The sequence below is a fragment of the Pontibacter korlensis genome (genome assembly GCF_000973725.1).
In the GTDB taxonomy this organism is placed as follows: Bacteria; Bacteroidota; Bacteroidia; order Cytophagales; family Hymenobacteraceae; genus Pontibacter; species Pontibacter korlensis.
This window is the reverse complement of record NZ_CP009621.1, coordinates 4,365,340-4,381,697: the sequence shown is the minus strand read 5'-3', so window position 1 is coordinate 4,381,697 and position 16,358 is coordinate 4,365,340. Positions and strand designations below refer to the sequence as shown.

General features: G+C 43.4%; 13 protein-coding genes and 2 tRNA genes. 8 read left to right on the top strand and 7 right to left on the bottom strand.

Features of this window, described 5'->3' with window-relative positions:
• Window positions 1-19: 19 nt before the first annotated feature.
• Together fcl and gmd are read left to right on the top strand one after the other, a co-directional pair.
• Window positions 20-955 carry a GDP-L-fucose synthase gene (gene fcl, locus PKOR_RS18875; protein ID WP_046312733.1) on the top strand — a complete coding sequence of 312 codons (936 nt, stop codon included), beginning with the start codon at window positions 20-22 and terminating at the stop codon, window positions 953-955.
• 50 nt (window positions 956-1,005) lie between these two features.
• On the top strand, window positions 1,006-2,124 hold the full coding sequence (gene gmd, locus PKOR_RS18870) for a GDP-mannose 4,6-dehydratase (RefSeq protein WP_046308632.1): 1,119 nt from the start codon (window positions 1,006-1,008) through the stop codon (window positions 2,122-2,124).
• A 110-nt stretch (window positions 2,125-2,234) separates the two neighbouring features.
• Here gmd and PKOR_RS18865 read toward each other — a convergent pair.
• Both PKOR_RS18865 and PKOR_RS18860 read right to left on the bottom strand, forming a co-directional pair.
• Window positions 2,235-2,308: transfer RNA gene (locus tag PKOR_RS18865), tRNA-Asp, on the bottom strand.
• 59 nt (window positions 2,309-2,367) lie between these two features.
• A tRNA-Asp gene (locus tag PKOR_RS18860) sits at window positions 2,368-2,441 on the bottom strand.
• A 226-nt stretch (window positions 2,442-2,667) separates the two neighbouring features.
• Between PKOR_RS18860 and PKOR_RS18855 the strand changes: the two genes are divergently transcribed.
• From PKOR_RS18855 to PKOR_RS18835, 5 genes are all read left to right on the top strand, one after another.
• Window positions 2,668-3,618: an acetyl-CoA carboxylase carboxyltransferase subunit alpha gene (locus PKOR_RS18855; protein WP_046312732.1), complete on the top strand. Its 951-nt coding sequence runs from the start codon at window positions 2,668-2,670 to the stop codon at window positions 3,616-3,618.
• 131 nt (window positions 3,619-3,749) lie between these two features.
• Window positions 3,750-4,592 carry an MBL fold metallo-hydrolase gene (locus PKOR_RS18850; RefSeq protein WP_046312730.1) on the top strand — a complete coding sequence of 281 codons (843 nt, stop codon included), beginning with the start codon at window positions 3,750-3,752 and terminating at the stop codon, window positions 4,590-4,592.
• A gap of 2 nt (window positions 4,593-4,594) precedes the next feature.
• On the top strand, window positions 4,595-5,362 hold the full coding sequence (locus tag PKOR_RS18845) for a patatin-like phospholipase family protein (RefSeq protein WP_046312728.1): 768 nt from the start codon (window positions 4,595-4,597) through the stop codon (window positions 5,360-5,362).
• An 83-nt stretch (window positions 5,363-5,445) separates the two neighbouring features.
• Complete coding sequence (locus PKOR_RS18840) at window positions 5,446-6,075, top strand: hypothetical protein (protein WP_046312727.1); 630 nt, start codon at window positions 5,446-5,448, stop codon at window positions 6,073-6,075.
• A 94-nt stretch (window positions 6,076-6,169) separates the two neighbouring features.
• The gene (locus tag PKOR_RS18835; protein ID WP_084694840.1) at window positions 6,170-6,721 is read left to right on the top strand and encodes a 1-acyl-sn-glycerol-3-phosphate acyltransferase; all 552 of its coding nucleotides are present in this window, start codon (window positions 6,170-6,172) and stop codon (window positions 6,719-6,721) included.
• 98 nt (window positions 6,722-6,819) lie between these two features.
• Here the strand turns inward: PKOR_RS18835 and smc are convergent, their stop codons facing one another.
• The gene (gene smc / locus PKOR_RS18830; RefSeq protein WP_046312725.1) at window positions 6,820-10,356 is read right to left on the bottom strand and encodes a chromosome segregation protein SMC; all 3,537 of its coding nucleotides are present in this window, start codon (window positions 10,354-10,356) and stop codon (window positions 6,820-6,822) included.
• 72 nt (window positions 10,357-10,428) lie between these two features.
• On the bottom strand, window positions 10,429-11,706 hold the full coding sequence (locus PKOR_RS18825) for a cation-translocating P-type ATPase (RefSeq protein WP_148561748.1): 1,278 nt from the start codon (window positions 11,704-11,706) through the stop codon (window positions 10,429-10,431).
• 389 nt (window positions 11,707-12,095) lie between these two features.
• Here PKOR_RS18825 and PKOR_RS18820 point away from each other — a divergent pair, with 389 nt between their 5' ends.
• Window positions 12,096-12,632, top strand: a complete 537-nt coding sequence (locus PKOR_RS18820; RefSeq protein WP_046312722.1) for a hypothetical protein — start codon at window positions 12,096-12,098, stop codon at window positions 12,630-12,632.
• 1 nt (window position 12,633) lies between these two features.
• On the opposite strand, the gene PKOR_RS18815 is transcribed toward PKOR_RS18820, so the two are convergent.
• From PKOR_RS18815 to pckA, 3 genes are all read right to left on the bottom strand, one after another.
• Complete coding sequence (locus PKOR_RS18815) at window positions 12,634-13,296, bottom strand: DUF4159 domain-containing protein (protein ID WP_046314652.1); 663 nt, start codon at window positions 13,294-13,296, stop codon at window positions 12,634-12,636.
• A 24-nt stretch (window positions 13,297-13,320) separates the two neighbouring features.
• Entirely contained in the window at window positions 13,321-14,037 is a 717-nt protein-coding gene (locus PKOR_RS18810) for a 16S rRNA (uracil(1498)-N(3))-methyltransferase (protein ID WP_046312721.1), read from the bottom strand.
• Between the two features lie 162 nt (window positions 14,038-14,199).
• Window positions 14,200-15,813: a phosphoenolpyruvate carboxykinase (ATP) gene (gene pckA / locus PKOR_RS18805; RefSeq protein WP_046312719.1), complete on the bottom strand. Its 1,614-nt coding sequence runs from the start codon at window positions 15,811-15,813 to the stop codon at window positions 14,200-14,202.
• Between the last annotated feature and the right edge of the window lie 545 nt (window positions 15,814-16,358).

Below are 16,358 nucleotides of genomic sequence, written 5' to 3'. Positions count from 1 at the left end.
CCTATCTTCATATATATTTATGCATAAAGATTCTAAAATATACGTAGCGGGCCATAGAGGCATGGTCGGCTCTGCCATCGTTCGAAAGCTACAAAGTGAGGGCTTTTCCAACATCATCACCCGCACATCAAAAGAACTGGATCTGAGAAGCCAGTTTGCTGTAGATAACTTCTTTCAGGAGGAAAGACCAGCGTATGTTTTCTTGGCTGCTGCTAAAGTAGGCGGAATCCAAGCCAACAATACTTACCGGGCTGAATTCCTTTACGACAACCTCATGATTGAGGCGAACATTATCCACAGCGCTTATAAGTATGAAGTAGAGAAACTGATGTTCCTGGGATCATCCTGTATCTACCCCAAGTTAGCTCCACAGCCGCTGAAGGAGGAGTATCTTCTGACTGGTCCCTTGGAACCTACCAACGAGCCCTATGCCATCGCTAAGATTGCAGGTGTAAAGCTCTGCGAGGCATACCGCGACCAGTATGGCTGTAACTTCATCAGCGTTATGCCTACCAACCTGTATGGCTACAACGACAACTATGACCTAAGCAATTCTCATGTTCTTCCTGCGCTGATCCGCAAGTTTCATGAGGCCAAAGAGGCCGGCGCGCCCGCTGTAACCGTTTGGGGCACCGGTAGCCCACGACGTGAATTTTTGTTTGCCGATGACCTTGCTCAGGCTTGCCTTTACCTGATGGCGCATTACAATGAACGCGAGCTTGTGAACATTGGAACAGGGGAGGACATCACCATAAAAGAACTGGCGCTCCTTGTGAAGGAAGTGGTGGGGTTCGAAGGCGATCTGGAGTTTGACACGTCCAAGCCGGATGGCACCCCGCGCAAGCTGATGGATGTCTCGAAACTGCATCGTGCTGGTTTCAAACATTCTACCTCTTTATCTGAGGGAATTGCCTTAGCTTATGCAGATTTTAAAAACAAATTTGTAGAAGTGTAGTATATATATCCGTTCAATATACTTCTATACATATTACAAACCCTTTACAAATGAAAACTGCCCTTATTACTGGTGTAACCGGTCAGGATGGAGCATACCTGGCTGAGCTACTTCTAAGCAAAGGATATAAAGTGCACGGCCTTAAGCGCCGCAGCTCAAGCTTTAATACAGACAGAATCGACCATTTATACCAGGATCCGCACGAGCAGAACATTAACTTTAAGCTGCACTACGGGGACTTGACCGATTCCACAAACCTAATCCGCATCATTCAGGAGACGCAGCCTGACGAGATTTATAACCTGGCGGCTATGAGCCACGTGAAGGTGAGCTTCGACACGCCAGAATATACAGCAAATGCTGACGGCCTTGGAACGCTTCGTATTTTAGAGGCGATCAGGATTCTTGGTTTAACGAAAAAGACCAAGGTGTACCAAGCCTCTACTTCTGAACTTTATGGATTAGTACAGGCAGTACCTCAAACGGAAACTACTCCGTTCTATCCTCGCTCTCCTTATGCTGTTGCTAAGCTTTATGCTTACTGGATCACTGTTAACTACCGTGAGGCCTATGGCATGTATGCCTGCAATGGTATCCTCTTCAACCACGAGTCGCCGCTGAGAGGTGAGACCTTTGTTACAAGAAAGATCACGCGTGCAGCCGCCCGAATAGGAATGGGCCTGCAGGACAGGCTGTATTTGGGTAACATGGATGCCAGACGAGACTGGGGCCACGCTAAAGATTATGTAGAGGCAATGTGGCGTATTCTTCAGCAGGATCAGCCAGAAGATTACGTCATCGCAACAGGTGTAACTACTACAGTTCGTGACTTTGTGAAAATGTCCTTTGCTGAACTAGGCATTGTGATTGAGTTCAGAGGAGAAGGAGTGGAGGAGAAAGGCTACGTGGCAGCTTGTAATAATCCCGACTATCAATTAGAGCTGGGTCGTGAGGTTGTATGTGTAGATGCTAACTACTTCCGTCCAACCGAGGTAGAGCTATTGATTGGTGACGCTACCAAAGCCAAAGAAAAACTGCAGTGGCAACCCAAGTATGACCTGCCTGCCTTGGTAAAAGATATGATGGAGGCTGACATTGAGCTGTTCAAGCGTGACAGCTACTTGGTGGAAGGTGGTCATAAAGTTTATAACTACCATGAGTTGCAGTAACAGACACGCATATTAACAAAATAAAGGCCTGCTGAGGAAACTCGGCAGGCCCTTATTTTTAGTACACAAACAAAAAAGAGCCTGAGAATTAACTCAGGCTCTTTTAAGAGCGGTCTGGACGGGACTCGAACCCGCGACCTCCGCCGTGACAGGGCGGCATTCTAACCAACTGAACTACCAGACCAATACTTTTGATGTTTAAGAGCCTTTTGCTCTTTTGTGCGACTACCGCAGTTTTATCTGCGGTCTGGACGGGACTCGAACCCGCGACCTCCGCCGTGACAGGGCGGCATTCTAACCAACTGAACTACCAGACCATTTACTTTTTCTCTAACACTGTCTGTTAAAGTGATGCAAAGGTATGTGCTCGGATTTAATTGTGCAAGTCCAGAGCATATTTTTAGCGCTATATTTTCAGTAAAAATTCTAAACCTCTTCATTTACAGGGGAATTATTTTTTAAGACAAGTTTAAATTCACTCTTGTGTTACGTGCATTGGCGGAAACTCTTAAATTTGTAGTGCTAAACACAAGCTAAGAACTTATGCTTTTAGATTTCGAACAGCCCATTGCTTCTCTAGAGGGCAAACTGCAGGAGATGAAAAAACTTGCCAACGAAAGTCAGGTTGATGTTTCGGAGGCGGTAAAGGCCCTGGAGGAGAAGATTAAGACTCTAAAGAAAGAAACATATGCTAACCTTACCCGTTGGCAGCGTGTTCAACTTTCTCGTCACCCAGAAAGACCTTATACTTTGGATTACATCCAAGGCATTACTGATAAATTTGTTGAACTACACGGTGACCGTACGGTTAGCGATGATAAAGCCATGGTTGGTGGCTTTGGAGAGGTAGATGGACGTAGTGTTATGTTTATCGGCCAGCAGAAAGGACGTAATACCAAGCAGCGTCAGTTGCGTAACTTTGGCATGGCTAATCCTGAGGGTTACCGCAAGGCTCTTCGCCTGATGAAGATGGCAGAGAAGTTCAACAAGCCTATTGTTACGTTCATCGACACTCCTGGTGCTTTCCCTGGTCTTGAGGCAGAAGAACGAGGACAAGGCGAAGCCATCGCCCGTAACCTGAAAGAAATGTTCATGCTGAAGGTGCCGGTGATCTGCATCATTATTGGTGAAGGTGCTTCAGGTGGTGCTTTAGGCATTGCTATTGGAGACCGTGTTATGATGCTGGAGAATACCTGGTATTCTGTGATCTCGCCTGAGTCATGCTCTTCTATCTTATGGCGCAGCTGGAACTACAAGGAGCAGGCAGCGGAGGCGCTGAAGTTAACAGCCACTGACATGCTTCAAAATAAGTTAATTGATGGTATCATTAAGGAGCCTCTGGGTGGCGCGCACCTGGACCCGGACAAAATGATGCGTACGTTGAAGAAAGAAATAGTCAGACTATTAGATGAGCTTGGAACCATGGATTCTGAGGAACGTATCATGGAACGAATTGAGAAGTTCTCTAATATGGGAGTGGTTATCGAGGCATAAGCTAACTCTAACAAGTATAAGAGATGAATTAGGGGCCTGAGCAGTTGTTCTTGTCTCTAATTCATTTTTTTTGATGCCTTCTCATCTTTTAAAGAGATTATAAAAAATATTTCACATAAACAATCAGAACTATGAAGCTTCACGTAATTGATACAGGTTTTTTCAAACTAGATGGCGGTGCAATGTTTGGTGTCGTGCCTAAAACACTATGGCAGCGAACGAATCCGGCTGACGAAAACAACTTGTGTACGTGGGCTATGCGCTCTTTGCTGATTGAGGATGGAGACAGGCTGATACTGATTGATAATGGGATAGGGGATAAGCAAGATGCAAAGTTCTTCAGCCACTATCATCTTCACGGTGATGCCTCTTTACAGAGCTCTTTGCATGCTGCCGGATTTTCAACGGATGATGTTACAGATGTGTTTCTTACACACTTGCATTTTGACCACTGCGGTGGCGGTATTAAGTATAAAAACAGTGATGGAGCTTTAGAGTTGGTATTCCCTAACGCAACTTACTGGTCGAATGCTGATCATTGGGAGTGGGCAACTAAACCAAACGCTCGTGAGAAAGCTTCTTTTCTAAAGGAAAACATCCTACCTATGCAGGAGAGTGGGCACCTGAAGTTTGTTGATCCAAATAATCCTTCACCTTTCCCACAGTTTGAGATATTTTATGCTGATGGCCATACTGATAAGATGATGGTGCCTATAATGGAGTATAAAGGCCGCAAGTTAGCTTATATGGCAGACCTTTTGCCTTCAATAGGTCATATCCCGTTGCCATATGTAATGGGCTACGATACACGCCCTCTTTTGACCTTAGATGAGAAAGCTCAATTTTTGAGTCGGGCTGCTGATGAGGAAATGGTTCTTTTCTTCGAGCATGATTCAGAGAACCAGTGCTGCACAGTACAGCATACAGAAAAGGGCGTTCGCCTGAAAGAAACGTTTAGTTTAGCTGAACTCTAAGCATGCGTGTTGGTTTGGCTTTATCTGGTGGTGGTGCCAGAGGAATTGCACATCTGGGCGTATTGAAAGCAATGGATGAGCTCGGTGTAAAGATAAGTATGATTTCCGGTGTTAGTTCAGGTGCTATTGCTGGTGTTCTATATGGCTACGGATACTCCCCAGACGAAATTTTAAAGCTTATAAAAGAGCTAAGTGTTTTTCAGGTGATGAGGCCTGTCTTTGGGAAAACAGGATTGCTACACCTAGAGGAGGTAGAAAAGCTTTACAATAAGTACTTAGGTGCGCATTTAACGTTTGAGGATCTTAAGATGCCTGTTGTGGTAAGTGCTACTGAAATGAATGAAGGTGTAACGGCCTACTTTTCTAGTGGTGAGGTAATAAAACCATTACTTGCGTCTTCTGCTGTACCCATACTTTATCAGCCGGTTCGTTACCAAGGAAAGTTGCTGAATGATGGTGGACTGTTAAATAACCTGCCTATAGAGCCCTTGTACAACAACTGCGATGTTAAAATTGCAGTGCATGTTAACCCTATCAACCATCAGGCTCAAATTACATCCTTAAGAGGAATGATTGAGCGAACCGTGATGCTCGCTATCAACAATAACATCAAACTTCGTCTAAACCAATGTGATTTGTTTTTAGAACCACAGGAGTTGAAAAGTTACCGGCTAACCAGCTTTAGGAAAGCTGACGAAATATTTGATGTAGGTTATCGATATGCAAAGCGTATGGAGAGGCATATTCGGCAGCAGATTAATAAAAATTGATTAATTCCTTAAATAAATATCACTTTACTTGTATCCTTATATTAAATATTCGTAAAAGGCAAGTATATGATATAGTGTAGCTTATGTTCAAAATTAAATTACTAATCCTGCTATTCTTGATCTCAGCTGTAGCTGTCGCTCAGGAAAACAAAAGCTTTTTGGTTAAAGCTAAGGTTAAGCATGGGTCTATTCTTATAGGTGGCGATTTAGATGCTACCATTTATAAAACAACTAAGGAGCTTAATCAGCCTTTGGGTCCTGAAGAAGGTACAAGCATTTTGGCTAACATGAACTTTAAAGGAGGCTATTTCTTAAGGCATGATTTTGCCGTAGGTCTTGATCTGGGTATCAATCATGAAAGTTATAGCGTTTCTATTGAGGGTGGGAAAGATACCTTCCGAAGAACGTTTTTACTGGGCGGCCCCTTTACGCGATACTACCTAGATAATGGGGTATTCGGGGAGTTAGCTTTAAAAGGTGGATTACTCAATTTTTCAAGCGGCGATAAAACAGATTTGTTTGAAGGAACTATGGGCGTAGGTTATGCAATTTTTATAAATGAGAAGATAGCAATTGAGCCTATGATTTCTTTCCGCTACACTCGTGAATGGCAGGGAGATGCTGCAAACGTCTCGTTTGGCCCTATGATAGGGGTGGGTGTACAAGCATACTTGCTGCGCAGAACGTCGCATATCATCAAAGAGGCCTTGTAAAACAGAACATAAGTGCGTAACTATACAGCTTGATACGCACTTAACACAGGTTATCGCTGTATGGTAGCCCTGTAATTTTACACCCTTACAATACATGATTGGCAAGTTTATCTCTAAGCTTATTTTTAAAGTATCGGGCTGGAAATTGAATGGAACATTAGCTCCTGAAGACCGCCGTTGCGTGATGGTTGCAGCACCACATACCAGTAACTGGGATTTTATTTATGCCCGGGCCGCTTTTTATTTAATGGATGCTCCCATCCGTTATACTATCAAAAAAGAGTTTATGGGTTTCCCTTTTGGGCCGCTTCTAAAGGCTATGGGAGCCTTACCTGTGGATCGTTCCAAGAACACCCGCATGGTGGATGCTATGGTACGTATCTTTGAAGAAACACCAGGAGATATGTGTGTGATGGTAACGCCAGAAGGTACAAGGAAATATCAGCCACGCTGGCGAAAAGGGTTTTATTATGTAGCTCTAGGAGCGAAAGTCCCTATTGTACTTGGTTACTTAGATTATGCTAAGAAAGAGGCTGGAATTGGACCAACTATTCATCCCACAGGTGATGTTGAAGCTGATATGGAGAAGATTATGGCTTTCTACCGTACCGTAACCGCTAAATTTCCAGAGCAGGGGGTAAGATAACGCATATTAGAACCATTACTACTCGGGCAGAACATAAAGCAAAGAGAGCCGCTATACTCTAGCGGCTCTCTTTGCTTTATGATGCATAAAAGTTATACCTAAGCAATTTGACGTAGGTCTACAGGTATAACTCTTGATATACCTGCCTCTATCATCGTAATGCCATACATAACGTCGGTAGAAGACATCGTGCGCTTGTTGTGCGTTACTACAATAAACTGTGAGTCGTTTGAGAACTTGCGGATAATGTTGTTGAACTTATCAATGTTGGCATCATCTAGCGGGGCATCTACCTCATCGAAGATACAGAATGGTGCTGGCTTTAGCAGGTAAATCGCAAATAGTAGCGAAATAGCTGTAAGTGTTTTCTCACCACCAGAGAGCTGGTTGATAGTAAGAGGACGCTTTCCTTTTGGCTGGGCCATAATCTCTATCTTTGCCTCCAGCGGATTCTTCGGATCTGAGATTACCAAGTCACAGTTATCTTCCTCTGTAAAGAGACTGCGGAAGACATGCTTGAAGTTGTCTTTAATCTGGTTGAAGGAGTCCATAAACTTCTCTTTGGCTACTGTATCAATCTCGTTGATGGTGTCGATCAGTGAGTTCTTGGCGTTAACCAAATCATTACGTTGCTCTGAAATAAATTTTTCGCGCTCTTCGATTTCTGCATAGGCTTCTGCAGCCATTGCATTTACCGGACCCATTTTATCAAGCTGCGCTTTTACACTAGAAATATGCTCGCTTAGCTCTTCGTTTGAGAGAGGTATCAGTAACTCTTCTTCCGGTACTGGGCTTGCAAAGTCTTCGTCAGAAATGTTGAATTCAGCTGCCAAGCGCTCCTTTATAGCCACCAACTTTAACTGGGTATCTGTCTTCGCCTGCTGCATGCGCATAAGGAGTTCATCAGAGTTCTGACGCTTACGCTGCATTTCACGGATACTCTTATCTTTCTCATCCAGATCGCCACGAAGAGTAAAGTACTCTTTTTCTATTTCTTCAAGCTCTTCTGCATACTCACGTCGGGCCTCATTCATACTTTCCACCACTTCCTGGTTGTCTTGTATGAATGTGTCAGCTTCAGCTATTTCCTGCTCTGACTTAATTAGCTCTTGTTTCAGGCCCTCAATGCGCTCCTGATTAGTCTCTACGGATTTCTGCTTGTAGCTAATTTCTTGCTGTAAGCTGGCAAAACGGTTTTTGAGCTGGTGGTACTGGATATTTTCCTGGTTATAGCGGCTAGATATAACAGTAATTTGCTCTTGCTGGCGCTCCAGGTTGGAAGTATAAACCGCAATTTCCTCTTCAAGGCGCTGTAGCTCTTTCTGGTCTGCTTCAGCCTGAGGCGATACCTCCATACTTTGCTCGCGCAGTTCCAGTAAACGCTCATGCAACTCATCACGCTTTTGATCAAAGTTGCGGATGTTTTGCTGGTGCTGCTCATGCTTGATGCGTACTGTGAGCAGGTCTTGCTGCAACTTGCTGACCTCTTTTTCCAATGATTTTATTGTCTCTTTCTCAGATTCATTTTTATAGTTCTGCAGAATCTGATTTTGGGTATTGATGCGGCTTTGCAGCAGCTCAACTTGCTCTTCGAGTTCGGCTACTTCTTCTGCTAACTTCTCCAAGTTCTGTTTACGACCCAGACGGTTACCATCAAAGACGCCTACAGAGCCACCTGAAAGGCTAAGCGGTTTACGTATAGCACTACCATCTTTTAAGATGATGGTTTTATAGTCGCTGTCATAAAGCTCTTCTTCTGATTCGTCGCTGATGTAAACATTGCGCAGCATGTATTTCATCAGGCTGCTATACTTTTTCTCAGCAGAAACAACCTCGTAAGCTGCCTGTAAATTACCTTCGCTAAATGTGGCAGTAGGCTCAAGTTCCTCAATTTCTGAGAGAATGATGAAATTGGCACGACCTACGTTCTCGGCTTTGAGTAAGGCAATAGCATCAACGGCATCCTGAAGCTCGTCTACCACAAAGTAGTTCATGTACTGCTCAAGATAGCTTTCAATAAGCGGTTTGTAATCAGGCTGACAAACTAGGATATCTGAAAGGAGAGGGGCTGGCTTACTCCAGCTCTCAGACTTGCTCAGAAACTTAATTGCCTCTGGAAAACCTTCCATGTTCTCGACAAGAGATTTGGTTAGGTTATACTGGTTCTGCTTCGCATCGAGGGTACGATTCAGCTCTACTAGTTGTCCCTTTAGCTCAACAATGTTGGCTTCTGTGGTATCTATACTTTGCTGAAGCGTTTCCTCCTTAGCTTGCAGGCGTACCAGTTCAGAAGTACGTTCCTCCAGCACCTGCTGTGCTTCTTGGAGTTGCTCCTGTAGTACCCGACCATCATCATCGGCTGTTAGCTGCTGCTGTTGCAAGCGCTCCAGCTCCTGATTAATGTTCTGTATCTGTACCTGGCTGATCTCGAGAGATTTGCTTAGTTGGTATACTTCGTTTTGTTTTGTTTTTTGCTGCTGTACCAGTTCCTGAAATGCCTCCTGCAGGGTTGCTTTCTGCTCGTTAGCCTCTTGTAGCTGCTCTTTCATAGCGGCCACTTGTTCCTCTGCCTCGGCAAAGCTATCCTGCACCGTCATCAATTCATCGCGCAGCTCCAGTATACTTTCCTGTGTGTGCTCAACATTTGCTGTGTCCTGGCTGATTTGCTGGCGTAGCTGTTGCATACGCTCCTTTAAATAGGTACTGCGCTCAGACTTCAGCTTGATGTCGTTCTCCAACTGACGCAGCTTTGCAGTTTGTACCTGCATTGTACGCTGCATTTCAGAAAGCCTTTCCTGTGTATCGTTCAGCTCTTCTTTTTGGCCTGCAATAGCGTCTTCTGCAACAGTTACAGCGGTAATGTACTGTTCCTTCAGAATTGACTCCTGCTGTACGTCCTGCTCCAGGCGCTCTAGCGTGTGCTGGTATTGGGAGATGTTACGACGGGCAAACTCAAGGCTATGCTTTTTATAGTCGTCCTTTAGGTTGAAATACTTCACAGCCTGCTTTGCCTGGCGCTCCAGCGTTTTCATGTTCTTGCCTATTTCATGCAGCAAGTCTTCTACGCGCTCCAGGTCAGCGTCTGTCTCTTCCAGTTTCTTCAGGGTCTGCTTTTTTCGAACACGGAATTTTGAAATACCGGCAGCCTCCTCGAAAAGTAAGCGACGCGAGTTTTCCTTGTCGTTCAGGATCTCATCAACCATTTTCAGCTCAATAATGGCATAGCTGTCAGATCCGATACCAGTATCCAGGAAAAGCTCATTAATGTCTTTCAGGCGGCATGTTACTCCATTCAACATGTACTCGCTTTCACCCGTACGGTAGTACTTACGCGTAACTGTTACCTGTGAGTACTCAGTAGGAAGGATGCCCTTGTTGTTGTCAAAGGTGATGGACACCTCAGCCATTTGAACCGGCTTACGTGTTTTGGAGCCGTTAAAGATCACGTTCTCCATTTTATCTGAGCGGAGATTACGTGTTTTCTGTTCTCCCAGTACCCAACGTATGGCATCCACAATGTTAGACTTACCACAACCGTTCGGCCCAACAATACCTGTAATACCGTTGTCAAAGTTAATGACGACGCGGTCGCCAAAACTCTTAAACCCTTTAATTTCTAATTTTGAAACTTGCATTCGCGTCCGCAGAAACTCTTCTATCTAAACTCAAAAATAAGACTATATTTTAAATATCGCTCTCTTGTAAATTCAAAGAGTTTTTAATTCATACAGTTCTACGGGGCCCTCTTTCCATACAAGCTTCCCTTGCTTAGCTGCATTGAGCAAAGCCTTGCCTGGAGCTGATCCGTAATAGGAAGGATTGCTGTTCAAGCTGCGGTTGACCAGAAGAAGGCTTCTTTTTCCTGCTGTCGTTGTGTCATGATAGCTGTAAAATTTCAAACCGCTTACCTGTTTATACTCAAGAAAATGGTTCTTACTGCTTAAGAGGTAATTTGGTACTATAGCCGATGTTATTTGAGCTTCACTAGCATGCTGTTCAAGTACAGTAATGATGTTCTTATGCTCTTGATAATGAAGTGTTTTCTCCCTCAGCATGAAGTACGCAGGGCGTATAGCCAGACACAGCGTAACAGAGGCTAAAGCGGCGTATGGCAGTAGGTGCCTTGGCTTGTGCTTTAGGTATAGACAGATTGAATGTAAGGCAAAGTACAGAGCCGAAAGGGCATACACAGCACCAACACTGTTTTTTAGGTAAAACGCAGCGAGAGTAAAAGTTACAGTATAGGCAAGGCAAAACTTTATATTTGAGAGCTTCTTCTGGAATCCATAACTAGCGGCAATAGCCAATGGAGGTATAACTAAATTATACATTCTTGCATCTAGTCTGATGGGGTTGTACACTTTAAGCGAGGTTGAGGAAAAGCAAAGTATAAGATATGAAGTAAGAAAGAGTAGGAACCAGAATCGTTTATTTTTGATCTCTTCACCTTTCAATAACCTATTGCCTCCAACTGAAAATACTACAATGATAAAAGCTCCAGTTCCTACTAGTGCATCTATTGGTCCACACACAAGTCTCCTAAAGTAGCTTTTCGAGGTGTTTGTGACATAGTTGTCATAAACTAAGATAGCCCTTTCCATCTCATGAATCCTGTAAAAAGGATTTCCTGTTGCAGCGTAATACCAACCAAAGTAGACTAGAAGTAATAAAATTCCTGTAACTAAACTGTATAGCCAGAATCTAGGCTTATAGTCTTTTTGAAAGATATCTCTGATAGCAAAAAAGAGAAAGACAGGTAGGAATATAAGGGCAGTTTCTTTAGCAAGACCTGCTATAAAAAGGCTGCATGTAAAAACAATGCCTTTGAGCAGTAGCCTTGTCTTATCTCCATTGTAAATACTAAAATAGATTGTGGCAGCAACTAGCCAGAAGAAGGCAACAATATTATCAGGATAAAGAAAGTTGATGAAATAAACGAAATAGAAAGTAAAGCCAAGAAAAACTGCTGCAAATCCAGCGTTCAACTTGTTATGGTGTGCAGCCTTATAGGCCAAAGTAATGCAGCCCAATGTGCAAAGAAAGGGCCAAAGGGAATAATTTATATAGTTTACCCCAAAGATGTAGTATAAAACTGCAGTTGGAACATACACACTGGGGCGATGAATAAAAATGTGGCCATTATGGGTAATGTCAAATGTTCCGTTCAGCAAACTCACTATAAGCAAGGACATCAGAATAATATAGCCCCTCATGTGCAACAAAAAAATATGCTGTTGCAAATAAGAGTACAAGACACATGGTACATTTTGTAACCAAATTATCCTTAACCCTAGCCTTGCTAATTATTCTTGACATAAAGCAAAGATGTTAAACTTTAAGGGAAATTAACTATATTTGGTAAGAAGCTGATACCATGGACGATTTTAAGATTATTCTCTACATACTTGCTGCCGTTGCTTATTTTCTTCTGACGCAATGGCGTAAAGCATTCAAAGGTGGCGATGAGGAAGATCAGGATGTTGATGTGGAGCCGAGGGCGCCTTATCCTAGGCAGCAGCCACCAAAGCCAGTAACTTCTTTTGAGGATATACTGCGGGAACTCCAGCCTAAGGTGGAGCAAGCAAAGCAGGAGGGGCAACAGGTCGTACGGCAGGCTAGTGAGCGATCTGAAGTAAGCACGCAAAATCTACCACAGACAGCTACTGCTGCTAAGCCTGCACCGAAGTACAGAAATTATGAAAATTCTACTCCGAAGGTTTTATCCTGGGAAAAAAGAGCTGAAGCTATAGAGGCAGCCAAAAATTCTAAATTTTTGAATCAGGATCTTTCAAGTATACCATCTCAAAAAACAGAACGTGTAACTAACAAGTATGCTAAAATGCTGCGTAACCCTGCCTCAGCGCGTGATGCTGTTATATTGTCAGAAATATTCAATAGAAAGTACAGCTAATTTACTCTTGTGTGAGCGCAAAAGAAAGAATGTTGGCGCCCATGCGTAGGGCTTGTTGCCTGATTGGCTCCGGATCGTTGTGCACTTCCTGGTCTTCCCATCCGTTACCTAAGTCAGTTTCATAAGAGTAAAAGCAAACAAGGCGTCCTTCATGTATGATTCCGAAGCCTTGCGGGGGCTTATTGTCATGCTCATGTACCTTAGGTAAGCCTCTCGGGAAATTATATTTCTGTTTGTAAATAGGGTGATTAAAAGGAATCTCTACAAACTCATACTCCGGGAAAACCTTTTTCATTTCCTTCCTGATGAATTGGTCCAGGCCATAGTTGTCGTCTATGTGCAGAAAGCCGCCGCTCAATAAGTAGTTTCTTAGGTTTTGTGCCTCTGCATCAGAAAAAACTACGTTACCGTGGCCAGTCATATGTACAAACGGGTATGTAAATAGTTCTGGACTACCTACCTCCACTACATCCTCATCAGAAGCAATATTCATGTTCAGGTTTTGGTTACAGAAACGAATGAGGTTTGGTAGAGAGGTTTTGTTTGCATACCAGTCGCCACCGCCATTATACTTTAATTTAGCTATTTTAAAGCTGTGTGTTTGAGCTTTGGCCACGGAAAGAACCGTAACTAAAGCTAGTAGTAGGGTCGTAAGGCGCTTCATAGACATTGATGTGATTCAGTATGGTTATAACGGCGCATAGATGTCGTGCAGTACATTCAGGGTATGGCAAGCCACTAAGGCAGCTGTTTCCGTACGCAGCCTACTTTGGCCAAGGGTAACTGGTTTTATACCCGCCTCATAGGCAGCAGCAATTTCTGCAGCAGAGAAGTCTCCTTCAGGTCCAATCATGATGCAGTGTGGCTTGCCAAACTTATAGTAGTCCTTTACACTTTTGGTCGCATCCTCTTCAAGGTGAGCTATAAATGTGCAATCGGGTAAGGACTTTTGAACAAAGCGATGGAAAGGAGTTAAGTCATTCAATAATGGTAAATATCCTTTCTGCGACTGCTTCATGGCACTTACGGCTATCTTCTCAAGTCGATCCAAACGTAAATTCTTTCTTTCAGAGTGCTCACACAATAGAAAGGTAATTTCACTCACGCCAATTTCTACCGCTTTCTCCACGAACCACTCCATGCGGTCCATATTCTTTGTAGGAGCCACAGCTATATGTGTGGTATAAGGCAGTTTACCGTACTCAATTTGCTTATCTATTACCTGAAGCTGGCAGCGTTTATGATGAGCATCCTGTATGATGGCTGTATATAAGCCCCCTATACCATCCACCAAATAAACGATATCTCCATCGCTCAGCCGCAGTACACGTGTGCAATGTTTTGATTCCTCTTCGCTTAATATATAAGATTCGCTGTTGATGTCTGGGGTGTAAAAAAGGTGCATTAAGAAATTGTATGTCTAGGTTAACACTTGTAAGAGAAACAAATTCTCTGTCTGACAAAATATTTATACGAAAGTATAAAAAATACGCTTAAACACCTTTGAATGAAAAAGCCCCTTCACAATAATGCGAAGAGGCTTTCACAGTTATAGCTGCTCGAGTGCTTATGCAGTAACTTCTACCTGCGGGGCACCAGCCAAGATTTCATCATTTGCGTAATCTGCAAACTTTTGGAAGTTCTTCACAAACTTCAAAGCAAGATCTGTTGCCTTAGCATCATATTCTTCTTTGTTTGCCCAGGTATTGCGAGGGTTAAGTATATCAGCAGGAACATTAGGGCAGGAGGTAGGCATATCAACGCCAAAAATTGGGTGCTTAGAGTATTCTACACTGTCAAGGTCGCCTTTTAAAGCGGCTGTAATCAGTGCACGGGTGTACGGCAGCTTCATACGACTTCCTGCACCGTATGGCCCACCGGTCCAACCAGTATTTACCAGCCATACATTTACTTTGTGCTCCTCCATCTTTCTGCCAAGCATTTCTGCATATTTGGTTGGGTGAAGAGGAAGAAACGCTGCACCAAAACAAGCTGAGAAAGTTGTTTGTGGTTCAGTTACGCCAACTTCAGTGCCTGCTACTTTAGCCGTGTATCCAGAAATAAAGTGATACATTGCCTGGCTTGTATTTAGTCTTGAAATTGGAGGCAGCACACCAAAGGCATCGGCTGTCAGGAAAAAGATGTTCTTGGGGATATCTCCTCTGGATGGATCAACGGCATTATCGATGTAGTTTATAGGATAAGCCGTGCGGGTGTTTTCTGTAACAGTGTTATTAGTATAATCTACTGTGCGTGTGCCTGGGTAGAAGCGGGTATTTTCCACTATTGACCCATATTTAATGGCATCCCAGATTTGTGGTTCTTTCTCGCGTGTAAGGTCAATTACTTTAGCGTAACAGCCGCCTTCAAAATTAAAAACACTGTCTTCTGTCCATCCATGCTCATCGTCGCCTATCAACCCTCGTTCAGGATCTGCAGAAAGAGTTGTTTTACCTGTGCCTGATAACCCGAAGAATATCGCTGTGTCACCGTCTTTACCTACGTTTGCGGAGCAGTGCATAGAGAGGGTATTGCGCTCGTGTGGCAGAATGTAGTTTAGCACACTAAATATTCCTTTTTTCATTTCGCCGGCATACCCTGTGCCTCCAATCAGAATCATCTTTTGACTAAAATTGATAATGGCGAAGTTAGGTTGGCGTGTACCATCTACTGCAGGATCTGCCTGGAATTCAGGAGCACAAATGATAGTGAATCCTGGTGTATGGTCCTTAAGTTTCTCTATGGTTAAACGCAGGAACATGTTGTAGCAAAAGAGGTTCTGCCATGCCTGGGTGTTTATTACCCGTAGGTTAAGACGGTACTCAGGATGAGCACCTGCATAGGCGTCACGGACGTAGAGCTTCTTGTCTTTCAGGAAATCCACCATCTTGGCGTGCAGCTGATCGAACTTGTCCGCATCAAAAGGAATGTTAATGTCACCCCACCACACAGACTCTTCAGTCTGATCATCTTTTACAATAAAGCGGTCTTTGGGTGAACGGCCAGTAAACTTGCCGGTGTCGCACATTAAGGCACCGGTGTCTGTGAGGTAACCTTCACCATTCTTAATGGCCTCCTCTATCAGCTCCGCAGCAGGAAGGTTCCAGAGAACCTCTTTTGCCTCTTTTATACCGATGCTTTCGAGACCTGCTACTTCAGATTTAACTCCAGATTCTTTCATTGAAATTTTTGGGTTGATTGAATTGATAGGTTTATAGAACAATGACACAAAAATAGCAAAAACAGTATTAAAAGTATGTACTCACTTCTTGTTTAATACATTATTATAAGCTACTCATTAGGTGCATGCATACGGGGGCTCTCAGAATCCTTAGGCAGGCGCTAACTTTGCGTTACCCTTATTAAAGTTTTCCCGCTTATCGGGTAGCTTTGGGAACAAGAAGAGTAGGAAGGGTCCTATGAAAAATATACGCTGGTGATAATCACAGTAACCTTTTAAAGCAACTTGCTCCTTTCAATTTCTACGGTGTTGGAAGAACCAAGTTTAAGAGGCAGCAGCAATAAAACTTCTTTTTTGTATATAGACTTGATCAAATCTAAGAGCGGCAATGCGTATGGCTACAAGAATAAATCAAAAAAAGAAAAAGGTAAGTGTGAATTTACTTGAGAATGAATAAGTAACATAAATGACAGGCCGAGGTAACAGGGCCCTCTCTAAAACATAGTACCTGCTTGCTGTGTCGGAGTTTTAACACAGGATAGCCA

Bases quoted from the DNA above. Each gene is read 5' to 3' on its own strand.
- PKOR_RS18840 (WP_046312727.1), top strand. From the start codon at position 5,446: ATGTTCAAAATTAAATTACTAATCCTGCTATTCTTGATCTCAGCTGTA.
- PKOR_RS18850 (WP_046312730.1), top strand. From the start codon at position 3,750: ATGAAGCTTCACGTAATTGATACAGGTTTTTTCAAACTAGATGGCGGT.
- smc (WP_046312725.1), bottom strand. From the start codon at position 10,356: ATGCAAGTTTCAAAATTAGAAATTAAAGGGTTTAAGAGTTTTGGCGAC.
- PKOR_RS18810 (WP_046312721.1), bottom strand. From the start codon at position 14,037: ATGCACCTTTTTTACACCCCAGACATCAACAGCGAATCTTATATATTA.
- fcl (WP_046312733.1), top strand. From the start codon at position 20: ATGCATAAAGATTCTAAAATATACGTAGCGGGCCATAGAGGCATGGTC.
- PKOR_RS18820 (WP_046312722.1), top strand. From the start codon at position 12,096: ATGGACGATTTTAAGATTATTCTCTACATACTTGCTGCCGTTGCTTAT.
- PKOR_RS18855 (WP_046312732.1), top strand. From the start codon at position 2,668: ATGCTTTTAGATTTCGAACAGCCCATTGCTTCTCTAGAGGGCAAACTG.
- pckA (WP_046312719.1), bottom strand. From the start codon at position 15,813: ATGAAAGAATCTGGAGTTAAATCTGAAGTAGCAGGTCTCGAAAGCATC.
- gmd (WP_046308632.1), top strand. From the start codon at position 1,006: ATGAAAACTGCCCTTATTACTGGTGTAACCGGTCAGGATGGAGCATAC.
- PKOR_RS18845 (WP_046312728.1), top strand. From the start codon at position 4,595: ATGCGTGTTGGTTTGGCTTTATCTGGTGGTGGTGCCAGAGGAATTGCA.
- PKOR_RS18835 (WP_084694840.1), top strand. From the start codon at position 6,170: ATGATTGGCAAGTTTATCTCTAAGCTTATTTTTAAAGTATCGGGCTGG.
- PKOR_RS18815 (WP_046314652.1), bottom strand. From the start codon at position 13,296: ATGAAGCGCCTTACGACCCTACTACTAGCTTTAGTTACGGTTCTTTCC.